Below are 20184 nucleotides of genomic sequence, written 5' to 3' on the forward strand. Positions count from 1 at the left end.
TCCTTTACTGTGGTAGATAATGATTAAGTAATAAAAAATGGCGTAGTAATTGATTAAATTGTTGCGGTACTTCTGCCATTATATCGTGACCACAATTTGGCACAATCGCAGCGGTAATTTGAGGATTTTGTTCTGCCATCCAGTTTGCGAACTGAAAAGGATAATATGGACTCTTTTCAGCCGCAAAGATAATCATCTTCTGGCTGCTACGTTTAATTATTTTCCGCCAGTCTAGCTGAACATGCTCTTGCAATAAGTCCAAATTGGCTTTTCGATCAAATGAGTAAGCAATTTTGGCTGGTAATAATTCCGTCATAACAGAACTATCGATGCCATGAATCGTTTCATGCACCTGCGGAGCTAATAGGGTCAAGTCTTGGTAATTTTCCAAAGTAAAATTCATAAAGCCATAGTGCCAAGACTTCGTATTTAGCATATATGGGCTTTGATCAATAATAACTGCTATATCAATAATTTGCGGTTTAATTTTTAACAAGTTATAAATAATACTCCCGCCCATTGAATGGCCAATAAACGTGGACCGAGTTATTTTTAGAAAACTTAATAGCTCAATTAGATCCTTAGTTATTCTTTCAAGTGATTGTCCTTTGGCTGTACGCTGGCTTTTACCCATATTACGGTGATCATAAGTTAAAACGCTATAACCCATTTTTCTAAGGTAGGAAACTTGTTTTGTCCAAACTTCTTGATAGCCACCAAAACCGGTTATTAGAATCAGTGGCTTACCGGTGCCATAAAGATGAAAATTAAGTTCTACGTTATCGCTTGTTTTAAAAATACTCATTTATTTTCCTGTAAAAATTGCCAAGGATCGACAACTAGAAGTGGCCCCGCAGCGTTTTTTACCAAAGTTTTTTTACTACGATTAGCAGCATATTCCTCTAATGAAAAACCATTTTGACCTTTGACTACTTGTACATCAGCGTGCACATGATACTGATTCAGCTTTTGCAAAAGTTCTTGGGCCTGACTTCTGTTTAACGTAGGAGTTTGGTAAAGTAGCAAATCCAAGTCACTGACATGTTCCGTCGTGTTTTTAACCATTTTTACACCGGTTGCCATTTCATATCCTAACGAGCCTCCTATTCCCCACTGAAAATTGCTTAATAGCGGGACTAACTTTTGTAATGCCTGAAAAGGTGGAAGTTTTTGTCTATCTTCAGATAAACTTTCCCAACTTTTATGTTGAATAAAGTACTGGGGATGATATTGCTTTTTAATGGCTGCAACATTTAAGTAGCAAGCAAACCTTTGCCTTCTTTCGTAACCTCTTATTCCAACTGGGATCAGATTATCGTTGATTAAGCCCCGTCTAACCACCACTGTTTTTGTCTCAGACAAAGAATCCTTTGCCCAGCCAGGTAAAGGATTCTCGGTTAAAACTAGATCTTGCAAACTAGTGAATTGCAGTAAATCGTTGGGCCATATTGCCGTTAATCGTTCCATTGGTCAAACACAGCTTTACGCATCTCATTAGTTGCCTTCCGGCCACTTGCAATGGCAACCGGATTTTCATACCTATAATGTAAATCGGTCGAGTGCTTCTTGGTACTTGTAATGGCCTCATTAATAATTTGCTCAACTTCTGAAACGGCCGCATCATTTGCGTCCCAAGAAGAAACATCAGGGACTAATTTATACAAAGCACCCAATTTGGCATAATTTTTAATGTCATAAGCCATTGCCGGAACGTGCTTCGTAGCTTCTTCTAGTTCTGGAATTGATCTTTGGGTAATTCGAGCAGCCGAAGCTTTTGACATTGCCTGAATAGTAATTGAATCATCAGCTAAGGCAATCATTCTGTTGGATTGCAGACCGTGGGCTAAAAAGCCGCCTGAAACTGCATCCCCTGGAATAAAGGCAATAACTGGATGACCGGCCTGCCGAGCCTTTGCATAGGCGGCTGCCGCAGAAGCTAAACTAATGTGAATACCTATCAATTCCTCCTTATACCCATAAGCTTGGCTTGGAACATCAACGATTAAGATAAGCGGACGTTTAACATCTTTATTTTGATCTTCAGCAACAATTTGATTAACGATTTTTGCGACTAAAAATCCTTCTTGCAACCCCACCTCACCGTGACGTACACGAGGAAAGCGATTTTTTTCATTAGGAACAATCGCAATAAATTCTTTGCCATCTTTTTCCGCATGAAGAACTGTTGGATAATCTGATTTTGCATTCGGTAAACCAGTTAACTTTTCAAACCACAAGCGGCCACGAGACTTGGTAGTTGACTTATCCCCAGCTACCGCTTGGTTTATATCATGCTTATTAGCCTGATTTTTAGCATAAAGAGAACAATATTGCTTTGTAGTAAGGGGGTTAGCAAAATCAATTTGATCAAGTAAAGATAGATAAAAATCAGATTGCTCAGTCCGATGAGCATCCTTTTTTTCTTCGATTGCTCTATCAATAGCTTCTTTAATAGTCGTGATATCATCTTCGTCAACTTCATCTGCAATTCCTGTAGCTACTCTTTGACGAGTTCCAAGCGTATTCCAAATTAAGTCCTTATCACTAGAATCAAATTCACGTACACCAGCTTCTTGTTCGATAACTTCGGGACCATTTAAAGCAATTCTAGCTTTTGGAGTTGTAATTAAGTATGACATAATTGCACTAGTAATTGACATTCCGCCAAAGCTGCCGACCCTTCCCGGTACTAGGCCAATTACGGGAACATATTTTTTTAAGGCAATAATGGCATTTTGAATTTCAGAAATAGACAATAACCCGTAATTAGCTTCTTGCAGACGAACACCACCAGTATCAAGAATAATTATTGGGTATTCCTTTATACCTTGCTTGTTATCATCTAAGGTTTTTTCTAAAGCTGCAACTATTTTGGCGCCAGATACTTCACCAATTCCACCACCTTGAAACTTTCCTTCGATAGAAATAATTACGACTCTTTTACCGTTTAGTTTACCTTTGACAAGAATCACACCATCATCACTTTCCGGAACAATTTTTTGCGGCTCAAGATGTGGTGAAATCATATCATATTCTGGTCCAACCAATTCTCGACCAGTGCCTTTATCAATTAAAGCATTTGCCCGTTGACGACCATTTAATTCTACAAAACTATTCTTCATTATTTAATGCCTCCATTGCCTGTGTTAATCGTAAATTAACGACACCCGGTGTGGCTCCAAAATCATGAATAACAAACCTGCCTTGTAATGGATACCTTGCAAAAAAGCGGTCAAGGACATTTTGCCAAACCTGTTTGAAACCGTCACTACCAGTCACAATTTCTAATGTAGTTTTGTTATCAGGATAAATTAATACTTCTAAATCTCCGGAGGCAACGACACCAACATGAACAAATTTAGTCACTGGCTGAGTGTTTTGATAGCTAAAATTAAGTTTTTCCATTTTGTTAACCTCCTTATTATGACCATGACCTAAACTTGGCAGGTGGATTGTATAAGCCATGTGACCATTGCACTATATCATCCATTGTTTGAGCAGCCAGTAATGAACGTTTTGCATCCCGTCGGGCAACACCAATATCTTCTGGTAAAGCAACGATCCCTTGATCGCGCAGTTTTTGGACCTCTTTTGGCTTTGAGCGCAAGCCAACCGGTGTCACACCTGCTACTGCTTCAATTGCAGCTTTTCTTTGTTCCATACTATCAGTTTTATACAGATATGCGATTCCTTCTTCAGTCACGATATGGGTCGTATCCTCGGTATAAATCATAATTGGAACGTTAGCTAATTTAGCTTCTTTACGTACCTTTTCAGCATCTAAGTGATCAACAAAGACGGGCTTTTTATTAGAACCAAAGGTTTCAACCATCTGCACAACGAGCTTTTGCCCTTTTGCCAATGGGTTATCTTCGGGCTTCAAGCTTTGCCAAGCAGGAGTTGAATGACGTCGACCGGTTGGATTAGAGCCCATGTTAGGCGCACCACCGAAACCAGATAAACGACCATTTGTGACTGTTGAAGAATTACCCCATTGATCGATTTGTAAAGTAGAACCAACAAACATATCACAAGCATATTGTCCGGCAACTTGGCCTAGGGCACGATTCGACCGCATTGTTCCGTCATTACCTACAAAGAAAATATCTGGCCGCGCCATAATGTACTTTTCCATCCCTACTTCACCACCAAACGAGTGAATTGATTCCACCCAGCCGCTTTCGATTGCTGGTATTAAGGTTGGGGTTGGATTTAGTTCCCAGTTACGACAAATTTTACCTTTTAAGCCCAGTTGCTCACCATAAGTTGGTAAGAGAAGTTCAATTGCGGAAGTGTTAAAACCTACACCGTGGTTTAAAGTTTGAACATTGTGTTTTTCATATATTCCCCGAATTGCCATCATGCCCATTAAAATTTGCAGTTCGCTAATTGCTTGTGGGTCACGGGTAAATAGTGGCTCAAGCTGGTAAGGCTGATCAGCGGGAATAACCACATCAACCCAACCGGCAGGAATATCAACTCTTGGTACTTGATCAACGATTTCGTTAGCTTGAACGATTACAATGCCATCATGAAAAGCTGCTGCTTCGACAATAGTCGGTGTTTCTTCAGTATTAAAGCCCGTATATAAATTGCCTTCATGATCTACTTTATCAGCGGCTACTAAAACAACATTAGGAATTAAATCGATAAATAGACGGCCAAAAAGTTCCAAGTATGTGTGAATGTCGCCAACTTCCATGGTGCCATCAGAAATCATTTGCGAAACGCGAGTACTCTGAGGACCTGCGTAAGAAAAATCCATTTTGGCAGCAATTCCTAAGTCAAAAATGTCTAAATGCTCTGGCCTAGAAATACTTGACATAATCATATGTAAGTCATGAACTTTTTCCGCATCTACTTTTGTCAGTGCTTCTGACAAAAATGAAGCTTGCTTTTGATTATCGCCTTCCAAAACAACCTTGTCTCCAGGTTTAATTAGTGTCTCAAGGACCTTAACAACATCCTCTGTTTTAGCAAATTTCCCCTCGAGCAGTGTCGCCGCTTTTGCTAAGCGTGCATTTTTAGCATCCCGATGGGTGTGCCAATTTCTTTCAGTCATTATCTTTTCCTTTCCATTTATGTAATAAAAAATCTGCGTCATCAATCGTCATATTTGCCAAAGTTATATTAGCTAGTTGATTCGTTTTTGCCTTTAATAATTTAGTAAAAGCAGTTCCTGGAGCAAATTCCACGCTTACTTGAGGATTGTATTCAAGAGACACATTGATCATTGTTTCCCAAAAAACGGGATGAGTTAGGTTATTGGCCAAATCATAGCTAATTTCAGCTATGTTTTTAACCGGATGCCCATTATTATTTGCTAAATAAATACAGGTAGGAGAATGCAACTCTAACTGCCCAATCTGTTTGGTCAATTTATCCGCCACGCTTTGCATCAATGGTGAATGCGAAGGATTCGGAACTTGTAAAAGTTTAGCCTTGGCTGCACCGCTCTCTTTAGCTAATTTGAGTACAGCTTGAATAGCAGTTATTTTGCCAGACAAAGTGTTTTGCAATTCAGAATTTTGGTTTGATAAAAAGACCGGATCTTTTTCCGTGTTCACTTGTTGCACCAAGTTCCCAACTTCTTGACGAGATAGGCCTACAACGACACCCATGCCATAGCCTATTGGAAATGATGATTGCATTAGACTTGCTCGCAAACTTACAAGTTTAAAAACATCCTCTCTATTAATAACGCCGGCAGCATAGGCGGCGGCAAAAACTCCAAGTGAATGTCCCGCTACGATATCTGGTAGCCAGCCTTTTTCTTTGAGCTGATCAATTTGCTGAACTTGCAACAGCAAAATACTAAGCTGAATTTGTTGCGAATTTTGATAGCCCTTTTCACTGTCTACAAGCTTCACACCTGTCCAACTTTCAACCTTACTTTTTAATGTTGGGTCAATCTTTTGAAGCATCCCGGCCTTTTGACCCCCTTGACCGGGAAATAACCATAAGTATTTCAAGTTATCACCTCTTAGGATCTCACAAAAACAGTTTAACCCTAATCGATAACCATTTATAATAGATAATAGGAATAATAGTTAACTAAAAGGTTATCAATTGGTGTAAAAAATGAATTTAACCGGATTAAAATATTTTGTTAGTGTTGCAAGTATAGGTTCAGTGACTGAAGCAGCTAAGCTGGCATACGTAAGTGAATCAGCAATTAGTAAAACCATCAGGCAATTAGAAGAAGAAATAGGCGTTAAATTGTTTGACCGGCAAGGAAGAACAATTCAGCTTAACCAACAAGGAAAGATTTTTTATTCATATGTTTCCGATAGCTTAAATTTACTAAACCGTGGAATTAAGGCTGTCCAAACTAATAAAGACCAAGAAAATAGCCAAATTAATGTTCTTTTTACTGTTGGCTCACCGCTCATCCCACTTGTTGCCCTTAAAATGCAAAAATTACTGCCTAATGTCAGTCTAAATATTCATCAACGAACAACCTTCGCTAAGGATTTAAAGCAGTTTGATTTTATTATCTCTTCCAATAAAATCGACCATTTTACCGCAATTCCGTTATTAAAAGAAGAAATAGTAATTGGTTGGCAAAAGAATTTTATGCAAGGTAAACATAATTTAGATGTTAAAGATTTACCGAATTTTACTTTTGTCGGCGAAAGTGATGAAACTGAATTGCAACAAACAATTAATCAATTTTTAGCTAAAAATGAATTAAAACTCAATTTTAAATATCAATCTGATGAACCAGCTACGGTACGAGAAATGATTGCAGCAGGTCTAGGCATGGGCTTTATTCCCAAAGTTACCTGGGGAAGCTTTTTTACCAATTTTCATTTAATCGACAGTGCAAGAATTTTCCCCAATTCGCCGCAACGAACAATTTATCTAAATACGCCCTACCAAAATTTAACTGATAACCAAAGATTATTTAGTAACGAAATCGCTGCAGTACTAACGGGTGCACAAAATAGTTAGAATATAATTACTAAAAATGGGCTTGCGTTTTTACCAAAAAGCGCATATATTAGACTGGAACTTCTTAGGGATCTCACAAATCTTCTAAGAAAGGTCTTAATTAAAATGGATAAATATCCTTATCCCACCTATAAAATTGCTGACATTGGTGACTACTTAAAAGTATTTGCTTGTACAGCAGTGATGTCTCAACCAATCATGTCCTTAATCATGGGAAGTGGTCAGCCTATAAGAACACAAGACATTTTTGGTATTCTGTATAATTTAGTCAAATATACTGCTCCAGCCTTTATTTTTGGCATTTTATATACCACCATTAGAACAAATGATTTAGCGGGAAACTTTTCTTACCGCAAGCATCTGCGTTCAAGTTGGTCGAACTTGTTTGTACCAACTATTTGGTGGACTTTGATTTATTTACTAGGAATGCCTTGGCTCCAACAGATTAATCAATTTCATAATTTTGGTTCTTTTTGTTGGCATTTTATTAATGGTAATGCTGCGCCACATTTATGGTACAACACAATGATGTTGCAATTTATCATCTTAATGCCACTTTTCTGGGCAATCAGTCGCTTTGTCGGCAATAACGTTAAAAAAGGAATTGTTGTAGCATTAATCACCCTAGTTTTATATTTAGCTTGGCTCTTGTTTTACGACACAGAGGTATTTCACGGTGCGCATGAAAAAACGTGGTATCTGCTTGATCGCGTGTTTATTTCGTTTTTTATCTACGGAGTCTTTGGTGTCCTCTGCTGGCAATTGCGGAATCAAGTTAATAACTTTTTACAAAAATTTTGGTGGCTGATTTTAATTGCTTTTGTTGCTTGTTTCATTTGGACCAACTTTGAATTATATCAGTTCGGTCATCCCGTTCTTTTTGCCAATGCACCGTATTATAAGCCATCAATGACATTTTATTGCTTAGCGGTTATTGCATTAATCGCTGCACTTTGCTTATATCAAGTACGAAAAAATTCAGAAACAGCTTTAACAGTTTTCCATTTTCTTGCTACTTATGCCTATCGTGCCTATTTATCAAATGTCTTTTGGAATCAACTGGTCTGGCGCGGACTAAATATGCAATTCCACGCAACATACCACCCATTCTTAACTTTCTTTGGCACATGGGTATTAACATGGATTTTGTCATTCACGTCAGCTTACTGTCTGCATATTTGGTGGACGAAATTAAAACAAATAATTTAACTAGATAAACAATTTTGATTAGATAAGAAGTGTTTAAATTCCAAAATTAAGTTCCTAAATACTATTATTTGTCATACATTTAACAAATTCCTATCTTTTGTATTTGATAGAAATTCAATGGAAGCTAAAAGATTCTTGTCTGAACTATGATATAAACCTCGAAGTTAGAACGACTTCGAGGTTTTCATTATGACTAAATTTTCTAAGCAAGATAAAATTGCAATACTTAATCTTTGGCGCAATTATAGCATTGGGTATTAAGTCAACAATATGGATATTGGCGTATAACATTGAAACTTAGACCTCGCGGTTTATTATTCGATCAAAAAAGTGCGGTGCTTGATGAGCCAGCTGAAACTGTTTAACTTAGTCAGTACTTGTATAGAAGCTATACTAACACCTAGGTCACAATTAAGCCCTACTTGATCAAATGTAACTTTAGCGCGGTTTACCCTGAATAAAGGTGGTATTCAGACGTGACTAAATTTAAACTCAAAGGTCATAATAAGACACATCAGTAACCCATTAATACTGGCCGAACGCAAGAGGTAATTGCCCACTTCACTTTCAGCAGTTCTAATCTTAAATAGACTATGGACACGCTAAAACAAACCTGGCACCAGTATCCAGTTCTAAATGGTCTAATTTATTCATAAAGATTAAGGCTGGCAGTATCAGCTACCTCAATTCTAAGCTTGGATAAAAATCATGGAATCGCTCAAAGCCATGTCACGTAAAAGTAATTACTTAGATAACGGACGAATTAAAGGCTTCTTTGGCGTACTCAAGCGGGAAATGGTCTATGGCTTTGAAATCCAATTTAAGAATCTAAACGAACTGAAAAAAGCAATCAACAAACATATCAGTAATTATAACAAGCTAAGAAGCAGCGCAAAACTTAAAGGACTAATCCCGATTGAATATCGGAAAATTAGTTCTCAGTAGAAATTTATTAAACTATCTTAATTTTGGGGTTTAACATCAATCTTTAGTTGAGAATCCTTTTATTGGCTTACTTATTTATTTTTATAATTTAAAAGAATTCTCGACGATAATACGCATATGATTTGTGAATTACTTTTAATAATTTTTCTAAATCAATATTATATTTTAAAGTATCCAAATATCCTATTCCGAATGTAGTAGATACATCTGTGTTCAAGGGAATATACTGCAAACTCTTATCTGTTTTATCAAGTCCATATTCAGGTAAAATTCCAAATTTATTCTCTGATTTAATAAATAAGGTCATTATCATCATATCATCAGCATATTCAATATTTTTGCTGCCAATTTCATCAATAATCTTATCATGTAAATGTTGTTCAGTCGGGAGGTAATGACGAATATTTCCTAAGATTAAATCCTTATTTCTTAAGTCTTTTATTTCAATTTTGTTATAATCTTTGAAAATACTATTTGGATTAGTAACTAAATAATATTTGCTCTTCAGAAGCGGATAAAATTCTATATGTTTATTTTCTTTAAAGCAATCTCTTTCTCCAAAAACTAAGCTTGAATTACCATGAATCAACCCATTTAAAGTATCATCAAGAAAAACTTCCTTAACATTAATTTCCCAGTTAGGATAGCATTTAATAATATTTTTTATTAAAATTGGCATAAAAATTTTGTCGGCATAAGTATTCAAATAGCCTATAGTAAATCCCTTGGTTTTCTTTTTTAAATTAAAAATAGCTAAATCAATTGAATGTACAACATTTTTAGCAATCCCGAAAAAATATCTTCCCTCTGGAGTAAGTCTTACACTTCTGGTTGTTCTTTGAAATAAACGACATTCTAAATAATTTTCTAATTCCCTTATTCTTTTTGACACTGTAGATTGAGACATATTCAGCTTGTTTGCTGAAACAGTAAAACTACAAGTATTGGCTACTGTTAAAAATATTCTAAGTTGTTCTATGTCCATCATTTATTCCTTTTCATGATAAGTTATTCGAATACCTGTATAGAAAGGGTTTACTTACATGATACATTAAATCATGTGAAGTTTCTAATTAGGAGGAAAGATAAATGAGTAAAAAACAAAGGATATATCCTTGGTTAGTTGCTGTTGCAATGGGTATTACTATGGCAGCAGTTGTAGATACATATTCTGGAGTAATTGGCGTATTTTTAACACCGATTGCAAAATCTATGAATGTAAAACTATCGGTAGTTTCCATTTTTTATACTGTGTTAGTAGTAGTAATGGCAGTTGTAATTCCATTTGTTGGCAAAATTATTCAAAAAATAAATTTAAGTTTGGAACTTTCAATAACTGTTATAGTGACATCATTAAGCGCAGTAATTATTGCAAATTCTAAGAGTTTATTTTTATTCTTTGTCATGGCAGCAGTTCTTGGAATTTGTATGGCGTTTGGTGGTTTAGTTGTTCAAGGAATAGTAATAAATAATTGGTTTGAAAAAAGCCGAAACTTTGCTTTTAGTTTGAGTTCTGTTATTGAAGCTATTTACATTTCTGTTATGACACCAATCACTTCTGTTTTGATTCAAAAATTTGGTTGGAAAAATTCATTTTTAATTTTAGCCCTATTAACTTTAATACTAGGAATTCCATCTGCTTTAATAGTAAAACTAAAACCAGATAAATTAGGTTTATTACCATATGGTGCAAAATCTAAAGAGAAAATTACTAAAGAAAGAAATGAAAAAATTGGTAAATCAAACAACTCAAAAGTATCCACTAAAAGTGTTGTCTTATCAGGAGCATTTTTAATAACTATTTTATTCACAATATTAGTTCAATTTTCTGGCAATATTACGCAGCTGTTTCCTACATATGGTATAGTGACGGGAATTGGCGCCACAAATGGCGCTTTAATGGCTTCTATAGTTTCTTTTGTAGGGATAATTGTCATACCATTGATTGGTTGGTCCTGTGATAAGTTTGGTCCAAATCACGCTCTTCCTTTTTGGTTAATAATTGGAATTTTATCTTATATAATTCTCTCTTTTGCAAATCAATTAAAATCAGTTCCATTATCTTTAATTGGTGCTGCACTTGTTTGTTCAGCGTATGGCTTATTTGGTTCAGGACAAGAGATATTCGCTAAATATATGTTTGAAGAAAAATTTGATCAAGGGTTTTCCCTTGTTACGTCAATTTCATATTTTGCAGGTGCTTTTATTATGCCAATTTTGAGTAAAATATATGAAATTTTTGGAACTTTTCTAGCAGTATTTGCTTTTTGCGCTTTAGCAGCAGTAATTATGATTGTTTTAATTTTTGTTGGAAAAAAGTATAGAATGAGATAATTTGAGGAAGAAATATGAATAATGAATACGATGTTGTAATAGTTGGTGCAGGATTGGCTGGTTTTTCGGCAGCTGTTGAAGCTGCTGATTCAGGATTAAAAACTCTAGTGTTAGAAAAAGGTAAAACAACTGGTGGATCGGGAAATTATGTCGAAGGAGTTTTCGCAGCTGATTCTTCCTTGCAAAAAAAACAGAATATAAGTATTGATAAAAATAAAGTTTTGAAAGAAGAAATGAACTACTCCCATTATCAAGCTAATCACGATATGTGGAAAAAGTACATAAAAGAGTCCGCTGAAAATATATCTTGGCTTCAAAAACACGGGGTAAAGTTTAGTGAAGTGGCCAGTTTAGGTACAGGACTGGATACCTGGCATTTATTTGAAGGCCTTGGATACAATGCAATTCATATGGGACTTGAACCATACATTAAAGTTAAAGGTATAGAAATAAAGACGCAAGTAAAAGCTGAAAGTGTATATAAAATTTCTAATCAAGATTTTGAAATTAAAGTGGTTAATTCAAAAGATAATTCTACGGAAAAGGTTTTGACTAGAAATTTGATTTTAGCAACTGGTGGATATCTTAATAATGAAAAATTACTTAAGGAGACAACTTTTACTGAAAAAAATAAGATATTACCAATGAACTCAGGTAAAAGTACAGGAGATGGATTAAAAATTGCATGGTCATTAGGCGCACAAAAGTATTTTACTGGAATGAAAATGAGATTTGGAGCTCAGTTAAAAGATGAAAATATTCCCCCATACAAACTATGGGAATCAAATTTAGGTGGTTTAGTAGTATCTGCACAGCCTTGCCTTTGGGTAAACGAGCAAGGAGACCGATTTATTGATGAAAATCATGCGGTTGATGATTGGTCATGTCAAGGTAACGCAATCAATCGCCAAGACAAAGTATTTGTTATTTTAGATCAAAAACTAATTGATTATTTAACTGATACTTCAATAATCAAGGACATGCATCCTTTTTATAAAGCCACCACAATTCCTAACCTAAGAAAAGAAATCGATGATTACGTAAATAATAAAAATGAATTTATTAACGTAGCAAATTCGATTAAAGATCTACAAAATATTATCAATACTCCACATCTTATTAAAACAGTAAATCGTTATAACCAGCTAGTAAAGCAAAAGAAAGATTTCGATTTTGGCAAACCAAAGAAATACATGATTTCAATTGATAGTGGCCCTTTTTATGCTATTGAAGTTGGATGTGGTGCATATACAACTGGAGATGGCTTAAAGGTTAATATCGATAATCAAGTATTAGATCAAGAAGGAAAAAAAATTAAGGGTCTTTATGCAATCGGCAGTGATGGATCTGGAATAATGTATGGTGATACTTACGCTGTAGAGGTTCCAGGTAGTCATGCTGGGTACTGTGTTTTTTCTGGAAGAAATGCGATAATTTCAATTAAAAAAAAGTTTAATTAAAATAGTAACAAATGAAAACTGAGTGGTAAAAAAAGATAAAGCATTTATACTAATTCTCAAATAAAAGATGTGTAATAAATTTGTGTCGATTTTTAAATCATATATTAATTGATATCAATTTTCTCTTCAATTTTTAATTGTTATAGTATCTTGAAAACTTTCGGATTGCTATTTCTAATTCAATTAGATTGTCAAAGCCTTGTTTAAAGTACATAGAAATTAATTGCATCAATTTTTCTAAGGAAATTTTCCATAACTATTAACTTAGGAATTTTGTATAAGTTTAACACGGACTATTTGGTTATATGATTTATATGCTAGTCTTAGAATTTTATGGAATGCTGTACTAACAGCCGTGATTTGTAAAAATTAGCCCCATATTAAAGGCCACTCTTGAGGAGTAGTGTAGTGCCTGATGCCGTTCTCTTATTTACCTGTATTTTTAAAAACATTTGAATATAATGTATAGATTTAAAATATTCTTACCATAAATAAAGATTTCTGAAAGCAAAAAGATCAATAATATTATTTTGACCACTCAATTCTATGGCCTTAAATATTAGTTTTGCCAAAGACCAAAGTTTTCATTCCTGTTTAATTTATATAAAGAGTTTTGAAAGAATACTATCATAGGATACAAAAAACGTTGAACTTGTAGGTTCAACGTTTTTCTATTATAAAAGGGGCAATCTTAGTTACTCTTTTTATGTAGGATTTTAATATAATTATATTCGAGTATTAGCTTTTTTAAAGTTATTTTTCAACCGCTTCAGCAATTTTTTGGTATTTGCGTACAATATTATAATCACTGTCTTTAGCGCGAATGTATCCCTCTTGATCATAAACGCTTTCAATTACTTTTTTACCTTCTTTTGATTTGCCGATTGCAATGAATGCTTTAGCCAATTTTTCACGGAACGCTTTTGACATCGACGGCACAACAGAAATTGTGTCGTTAGGTACTGGGCGCGTAAAGTAGATTGGCACAACCTGAGATTTGATTTTGGGATTATCTTTTAAAACATTATTCCGGGCATCTTCAAAGACAAAGGCCGCATCAGTATCTTTATTTAAAACGTTGAGAACCCCTTGATCATGACCTGTCACAGTTACCAACTTGCAGCTTTGCGGAACATTGAGTCCCTTTTTCTTTAATTCAGCAATCGGGAAAATATAACCAGTAGTTGATGTTGGTCCTTGTATGGAAATTGATTTACCCTTGAGGTCTTTCCAACTTTTAATTGGTGACCCCTTTCTTACTAAAATTTCTGAGCGAAGGGTATGAACTAACTTTTTAGTCCAAGTGCCATTTGGCGCATTTAAGCCATAACGTTCAGACTGCAAAAGAACATCTGCAGCATTTTGTTTGTGGGCCTGCACATAAGCATCGGCTGGCAGAAAACCAACATCGACTTTCTTAGACTTCATAGCTTCAATTACCGCATTATTGTCGGTCGAAACCGAAACATGAACCGGAATGCCCAGACGCTTTGACAGCATCTTTTCAATCGGTTTAGCACGACCTTCCATTTTGTCTGCCGCTACACTCGGCACAAACTGGACGTTCAAAGACTTGGGCGTGCCGCTGTCACTTTGTTTCCTATTAGAATTTGAACATCCCGCAAGAAGTACTGTACTGACAACAGCAGTGATACCCAAAAGAAACTTATTAAAATTCTTCATTATAATGATTACCTCCAGCCACCAGGGCGAAAAACTAGTAATTAAAAAAATTAATAATTAAACGCAAAAGCGAAAACTGTTAAGTTGATGATTTATTTTTTAATTAAAAGTAGAGTTAACTTTCTGATGTTATAACAAGAACAAATCGGGGCTATTAAACTCGCATTAGATTTATTTGCAATATTTTTCATACCAAGTTCTCTTTTTACCTTCATCTACTACTTTCATCTAAGAGAATAATAACAAAAAAGCACCTACTATTAAAGCTTTATATTAATTTGTTCTTTACATTTGTACTACTTGTTGACAAAAAAGGATTGCAATTTTTAAACGATAGCATTCCACTTTTGGTAATTTATTTGGTTAGTTTCATAACTTCTTATTTTGCAAACGAAAATTCAGAGCAAATTAACAAGTTTTTTACCAATTTGGTAATTTCTATTTCCCCAATTTCTGCGCTATGAACGACATTTTTTTAGTGATTTTCAAAATATGCATATCTTTGTTAAAATTAGTAAAAATTACAATTACTGTGTCATCTTTACCAGTTTTTATTACATCCTCTTGATTCATCGTTTCAGCGGCTTCTCTAGCAACAATTTTCTATTCCTTTTTTAGTCTAATGCTGAAAGGTTTTCCAGCAAGTTCTACCGTATCAATGCCTAAATGAAGCAAAACTTCGATCCCTTCCTCAGTTTTCAGGCCTACCGCATGTTTAGTCGAAAAAACAGAGGTTATTAAGCCGCTCACCTGATCATAGATGTAATCAGATGATGGTTTGACAGCAAAGCCATCTCCTAGCATTTTTTGCGAAAACATATCGTCATTAGTGTCGGTTATTTGAATTACCTGGCCATCAACAGGTGAAACAAATTCAACACATTTTGTTTTTTTCTTAAACAAATTAAACACTATTATCTTCCAATCTTATTTTTCTGGTTCAACTGATAAATCTTGCCCATTAGATGAGATCACTTTTTTATACTAGTAAAAACTGTCCTTTTTATAACGTTTAAAACTTCCTTTACCCTGATCGTCAGCATCGACATAGATAAATCCGTATCTTTTTGACATTTCACCAGTAGAACAGCTAACTAGATCAATAATTCCCCCAAGAAGTATATCCAATGAAGTCAACTCCGTCTGTTATAGCTTCCTGCATCTGTTGAAAGTGTTTCTTTGTATAATCAATTCTGTAATTATCATGAATCAAATTATCTGAGGTTAATTCATCGTGTGCTCCTAGACCGTTTTCGGTGATTATAATTGGAAGGCGGTATCGATCGTAAACATGGTTTAGAGTATACCGCAAACCCTTAGGGTCTATTTGCCAGTCCCGGTCATTAACTTCAAGATAAGGGTTTTGGCTCCACCCATAATGTTGCCTGATGTGCTTTTTTTATTTTCAGGGTGGGGCGTCTTGCAAACCGTCATGTAATAACTAAAAGTATAATAATCACATATTCCCTTTTCCAGTATTTCTTTATCTTCTGGCGTAACGTCAATGTGAATATTATTTTTCTGAAATATTGAAGTGCATAATAGGGGCATTCACCGCGATGAAGAACATCACCGCAAAAACAGTTTCTAAACATGTCTTCATGTTGTACTGCCAAAATATCATCTTGACTGCAAGTCAGAGGATAAACAGTAATGTGACAAATCATCGAGCCAAACTTAAACTTATGATTGAATTTTTTACTTAAAAGGACAGTTTTAGCGTTAGCCACTATCTGGTTGTGCAAAGCTTGAAAACGACGGTTAGGCTCATCAACTTGAAGTTGAAAGTCTTTAGTTCCTTGGTTAATAATTCCGCCATCATTCCAATTTCCTAGTGAAACAGTGAGATCATTAATTTCATTAAATGGAATCCAGTACCTAACATCGTTTTATAACGAAACATTACTACTTTAGCAAAATGCATAAAATCTTCAATCGTTTTTCTAGAAGACCAGTCTTGACCAATTTTTGTCAAATTCAGAGGAAAATCATTATGATAAATTGTTACCAATGGTTCAATATTATATTTTTCCAATTCAGCAAAAATCCGATCATAGAATTTTAGTCCTGCTTCATTTGGGTCTTGGTCATTCCCATTTGGAAAAATTCTGGTCCACGGTATTGAAATACGTAGCATCTTTATACCTTCATCAGCGAGCAACTTGATATCTTCACGATAATCATGATAAATTCAATTGCTTTATGTGAAGGATAATATGTATTGGGAAAAATTTCCGTGGCAATTCTGCGCGGCTCCTCATGAGAACCAGCAGTCATTACATCAGTAATGCTGGGACCTTTACCATCCTCATTCCAAGCACCTTCTACTTGATTGGCTGCTAATGCTCCTCCCCAATAAAAATTTTCAGGGAACTTTTTTAATTTGCGCATTTTTTCATCTTTTTAAAATCAGCTTGTATATTTTAGCAAGGCTTCCTTGATCCGTTTCAATATCTCATTATTTAGGCGAAGGTTACGAAATAGTTCTGCACAGTTTGGAAAATTACGATAAATCCATTATTGCTATCTGCAATGGTAACTTAAGAGCCCGAACAATTAGTGATCCGATTACGGAGTTAGCGCTCCACATACTCGAAAAAATTGAAGCGGGTAAATTACCGGACAATTATATGACTTACTTTAACCGTAATTCTACGGGTGAACCCATTAAGGGCATGACAGTAGCAATTAGAGGGAATAAAGACCGCATTATTGGCTTATTATGCATAAATTTTTATCTTAACACTCCCTTTACACGCATTATGGGAAGCTTCATTCCACAGCATAATTCTCTTCAACATACACAGGTAATTGAAAACTTTGACAATTCTACTGAAGAAGTGATTGCTGCTGCTGTAAACCGCGCACGAGCATCGGTAAATGTCGATACAACAATCAAAACTAAGAATAAAAATAAAGAAATTATACTTAGACTTAAAAAGGAAGGAATATTTGGAATAAAAAAGGCTATTCCTGCGGTTTACAATCAGTTGAATATATCAAAAAACACGATTTATCTTCATTTACGCAATTCAGAAAATAAATAAATTAAAAGCCTTTTAAGTAGTTAAGTTGGTTTAAAGCTTTAACTAAAATAATTCTATATAACTTTATTTACGATGATATAGAAGCTTAACAGTCAAATTTCTGGAAAATAAAAAATCACGCTATTCAAAGTCAATAAGTGTGATTAAACCCAATATTATTTTTACTAAAAAGAAAGCATCTTTTTTTAAAGTATAGAATACTGTAATAAAATCAGCGTTAAATTGTCATTTAAGGAAACCATATATTGTATTCTAATAACCTGCTTGGCTCCTTTACATAATGACGTACTTTATAATAGTTAGACATTAATCTAAGTATTAGAAGCCTTTTCTATGATTAAATATTCAATTGCTTTGGAAACTGAAATTTCTTGTAAATATCTAGCAGGCCAAAACATTTGATGGGCTTAAGCAGAGAATATGGCATTAATTAGGCTAAGCTAATGCAAATGAAGATTAAACGAAGCATACCCCTTAAGGACAACCGCAACAATAATTCTCCGAAAAAATAATTTTCAGACTATTGACTCAAGAAAAATTTAACTAACTTAAAATCAGTACACTAGCAGAAATGCAAGCAGTACTGCACAAATACGTTTAATGGTTCAACCACCTCCGAAAATCAAACAAATCAAAATACACGACTCCGATCAAATATCGGAATCGTGTATTGAGCCTTGCATGATGATAAATTGATTAACTTTTTAATTGCACTTCACTAGAAAAATAGCTTAAACTATTCTTTAAAAATCAAGTTTGGCTCCCGCTTACTCAAATATTATTGGAGTATTCAACAGTTAATGCCATAATCTTAATTTATTACCATGTCTTAAAGATTATAATTAATAAAGAATATGCTCTTTTTTGGTATCAATCAAAATAAGATCTAATTTCTTTTAGCGACTTTTTCTTGAACTAAATCACCAACTAATGCTTTATTTTTCAAATGTTGAAACGTTATATCTTTACTTCTGTTTATCAAAAAGAAGTAAATTTAATAACTCAAAATATAAGTGATTTTTACAGCCACTTTATAAGATAAACTTAAAGGGTGAAACAGGAAAACCTATTTCATTATAGAGGCCAATATTCTTTGTATAATTTTCAAAGGCATAAGATATTTGCTCAGGTTTTCGCTTTAACTCTATTTTTATTTTGTTTTCACTTAAGTTGTTATTCATAATCTCAAGTGTTTGCGGTTTTCCATCAATAATCAAATTGAAGAAAACCTTTTTTGTTATTTTGAGCTTTTTACACTTAAGCGCCCATAAAGTTAGCATATTTTTATCATAATTGTATTTATATATATACGGCGTACCGGAATATGTATTACCAGCCATAATCGTTCCTAGACGTTCGCCCATTATTTTTTTGTTAAGTGGATGTATATTGTGTTCTTCTCCGCCATCAATAAAGGAAACTAAATCAACATTGGTCATTTTTTCAGATACTAGCTCCTGAACTTGTCTAATTATTGCACCAGAATTTTCAGGATAATCAGCATAACCTGGTAGTTGAATTATTTTAACTGGTAAGGAAGCATCTTTCAGCTTTTTTCTCCATGTTTTAATCAATAAAGGTAGTAACTTGTGGTACTGGGAAGCACGATCAACATCATTTTCCCCTTGATACCAAATCATACCATTAAAAACGCAGTTTTTAATCTGGATCATCATTGTTTCATATAAGCCCCCTGGTCGAGTAAATAAATCTGGACGTGCTGGCGGGGGCCATGGAGTATGGCCAACAATATTCTTTGCGTCACTCAGAGAAATAGTTGAATTATTTTTTAAAAATAGTTTCAATTCTCGATTATGCTTATCTACTTTCAAATTATATTCTTTAGTTGCAAGATCAAAATCTTCCCAACTTTTACCTCGAATTTCATTAAAATATTTAACTAAATAAAGCTGATTAAGTTCATAATCTTTTTCCAAAGTTTTTACCTTAATCCATACACTGGCCGAGGTTCCACCTTTAAAACAGTCAATAATGGCTATCGGTTCTTTTATTCCATTCTCACGCATACTTTTCATCATATAAAAACCTATGGCGGACATCATTCCACAATTATTGGCATTAACTTGATGCCATTTTTCTGGTTGCAAATTTTTGGGTTTTAATCTATGCGTTTTAGGATCAATATAATCAACTTGTGGGACATTGTAATAGTACAAATCTTTTAGTTCACCATCCTGCAATTTATCTTTCATTTCAGAAAAATTTAGCTCATCCCTCAAACGAAATTCGATGTTTGATTGACCACTAAGTAAATACACTCTCCCAAATTTAATATTTGTAATGGTCTGTTTTCTCTGGGCAGAAAAAGCAGTAATTGATCCTTTCGCTTTACTATTGCTTACCGCCGGCATTCGTAATCGCCAATCACCCAGTTTATTTGATTTCGTCCTATATACTTTTTTGTTAAATATGACTTGAACCTCTTCATTAGCTTTAACATGTCCACCTAATTCTAAATTTTTGTTTAGGGGCAGAATCATATTCGATTGAAAGACATCAGCTAATATATTTTGATTAAGTTTCATGTTTCA

At 34.6% G+C, this 20184-nt stretch carries 16 protein-coding genes and 2 pseudogenes; 7 read left to right on the forward strand and 11 right to left on the reverse strand.

Going from position 1 to position 20184, the window contains the following annotated elements:
- Positions 1-4: 4 nt before the first annotated feature.
- The 6 genes from J3U71_RS06115 to J3U71_RS06140 are packed head-to-tail and all read right to left on the reverse strand — an operon-like array spanning position 5 to position 5972.
- The gene (locus tag J3U71_RS06115; RefSeq protein ID WP_267393120.1) at positions 5-805 is read right to left on the reverse strand and encodes an alpha/beta fold hydrolase; all 801 of its coding nucleotides are present in this window, start codon (positions 803-805) and stop codon (positions 5-7) included.
- Complete coding sequence (locus J3U71_RS06120; protein WP_267393122.1) at positions 802-1467, reverse strand: malonate decarboxylase holo-ACP synthase; 666 nt, start codon at positions 1465-1467, stop codon at positions 802-804. Before J3U71_RS06120 ends, J3U71_RS06115 begins: the two co-directional genes overlap by 4 nt.
- A complete protein-coding gene (gene mdcD, locus J3U71_RS06125; protein WP_267393124.1) occupies positions 1455-3122 on the reverse strand; it encodes a biotin-independent malonate decarboxylase subunit beta in 1668 nt (555 codons plus the stop codon). The genes J3U71_RS06120 and mdcD overlap by 13 nt, the downstream gene beginning before the upstream one ends.
- Entirely contained in the window at positions 3112-3405 is a 294-nt protein-coding gene (mdcC, locus tag J3U71_RS06130; RefSeq protein WP_267393126.1) for a malonate decarboxylase acyl carrier protein, read from the reverse strand. The genes mdcD and mdcC overlap by 11 nt, the downstream gene beginning before the upstream one ends.
- A gap of 16 nt (positions 3406-3421) precedes the next feature.
- Positions 3422-5062 carry a malonate decarboxylase subunit alpha gene (gene mdcA / locus J3U71_RS06135; RefSeq protein ID WP_267393128.1) on the reverse strand — a complete coding sequence of 547 codons (1641 nt, stop codon included), beginning with the start codon at positions 5060-5062 and terminating at the stop codon, positions 3422-3424.
- Positions 5055-5972 carry an ACP S-malonyltransferase gene (locus tag J3U71_RS06140; RefSeq protein ID WP_267393130.1) on the reverse strand — a complete coding sequence of 306 codons (918 nt, stop codon included), beginning with the start codon at positions 5970-5972 and terminating at the stop codon, positions 5055-5057. Before J3U71_RS06140 ends, mdcA begins: the two co-directional genes overlap by 8 nt.
- A gap of 109 nt (positions 5973-6081) precedes the next feature.
- Between J3U71_RS06140 and J3U71_RS06145 the strand changes: the two genes are divergently transcribed.
- The 3 genes from J3U71_RS06145 (at position 6082) to J3U71_RS06155 (ending at position 9108) form a co-directional block, all read left to right on the forward strand.
- Positions 6082-6954: a LysR family transcriptional regulator gene (locus J3U71_RS06145; protein WP_220268084.1), complete on the forward strand. Its 873-nt coding sequence runs from the start codon at positions 6082-6084 to the stop codon at positions 6952-6954.
- 105 nt (positions 6955-7059) lie between these two features.
- Entirely contained in the window at positions 7060-8163 is a 1104-nt protein-coding gene (locus J3U71_RS06150) for an acyltransferase family protein (RefSeq protein ID WP_267393133.1), read from the forward strand.
- Between the two features lie 708 nt (positions 8164-8871).
- On the forward strand, positions 8872-9108 hold the full coding sequence (locus J3U71_RS06155) for an IS3 family transposase (RefSeq protein WP_220268086.1): 237 nt from the start codon (positions 8872-8874) through the stop codon (positions 9106-9108).
- Positions 9109-9196: 88 nt separating this feature from the next.
- Here J3U71_RS06155 and J3U71_RS06160 read toward each other — a convergent pair whose 3' ends face one another.
- Positions 9197-10093: a LysR family transcriptional regulator gene (locus tag J3U71_RS06160; RefSeq protein WP_267393135.1), complete on the reverse strand. Its 897-nt coding sequence runs from the start codon at positions 10091-10093 to the stop codon at positions 9197-9199.
- Positions 10094-10197: 104 nt separating this feature from the next.
- Between J3U71_RS06160 and J3U71_RS06165 the strand changes: the two genes are divergently transcribed.
- Positions 10198-11442, forward strand: a complete 1245-nt coding sequence (locus J3U71_RS06165) for an MFS transporter (protein WP_220268088.1) — start codon at positions 10198-10200, stop codon at positions 11440-11442.
- Positions 11443-11456: 14 nt separating this feature from the next.
- The gene (locus tag J3U71_RS06170) at positions 11457-12902 is read left to right on the forward strand and encodes an FAD-dependent oxidoreductase (protein WP_220268089.1); all 1446 of its coding nucleotides are present in this window, start codon (positions 11457-11459) and stop codon (positions 12900-12902) included.
- Positions 12903-13655: 753 nt separating this feature from the next.
- Here J3U71_RS06170 and J3U71_RS06175 read toward each other — a convergent pair.
- From J3U71_RS06175 to J3U71_RS06185, 3 genes and pseudogenes are all read right to left on the reverse strand, one after another.
- On the reverse strand, positions 13656-14585 hold the full coding sequence (locus tag J3U71_RS06175) for a phosphate/phosphite/phosphonate ABC transporter substrate-binding protein (protein ID WP_267393141.1): 930 nt from the start codon (positions 14583-14585) through the stop codon (positions 13656-13658).
- A gap of 603 nt (positions 14586-15188) precedes the next feature.
- Positions 15189-15497 carry a PTS sugar transporter subunit IIA gene (locus tag J3U71_RS06180; protein WP_267393143.1) on the reverse strand — a complete coding sequence of 103 codons (309 nt, stop codon included), beginning with the start codon at positions 15495-15497 and terminating at the stop codon, positions 15189-15191.
- 72 nt (positions 15498-15569) lie between these two features.
- Positions 15570-16976: pseudogene (locus J3U71_RS06185) on the reverse strand (glycoside hydrolase family 1 protein).
- A gap of 59 nt (positions 16977-17035) precedes the next feature.
- Between J3U71_RS06185 and J3U71_RS06190 the strand changes: the two are divergent.
- Entirely contained in the window at positions 17036-17632 is a 597-nt protein-coding gene (locus J3U71_RS06190; RefSeq protein WP_267393359.1) for a helix-turn-helix transcriptional regulator, read from the forward strand.
- 610 nt (positions 17633-18242) lie between these two features.
- Positions 18243-18317, forward strand: a pseudogene (locus J3U71_RS11640) (hypothetical protein); the annotation flags it as partial.
- 346 nt (positions 18318-18663) lie between these two features.
- Here the strand turns inward: J3U71_RS11640 and J3U71_RS06195 are convergent.
- Positions 18664-20178, reverse strand: coding sequence for a sialate O-acetylesterase (locus J3U71_RS06195; RefSeq protein ID WP_267393145.1), 1515 nt, complete (start codon positions 20176-20178; stop codon positions 18664-18666).
- Positions 20179-20184: the final 6 nt, after the last annotated feature.

Source organism: Lactobacillus sp. B4015 (genome assembly GCF_026536055.1).
GTDB classification, from domain to species: domain Bacteria; phylum Bacillota; class Bacilli; order Lactobacillales; family Lactobacillaceae; genus Lactobacillus; species Lactobacillus panisapium.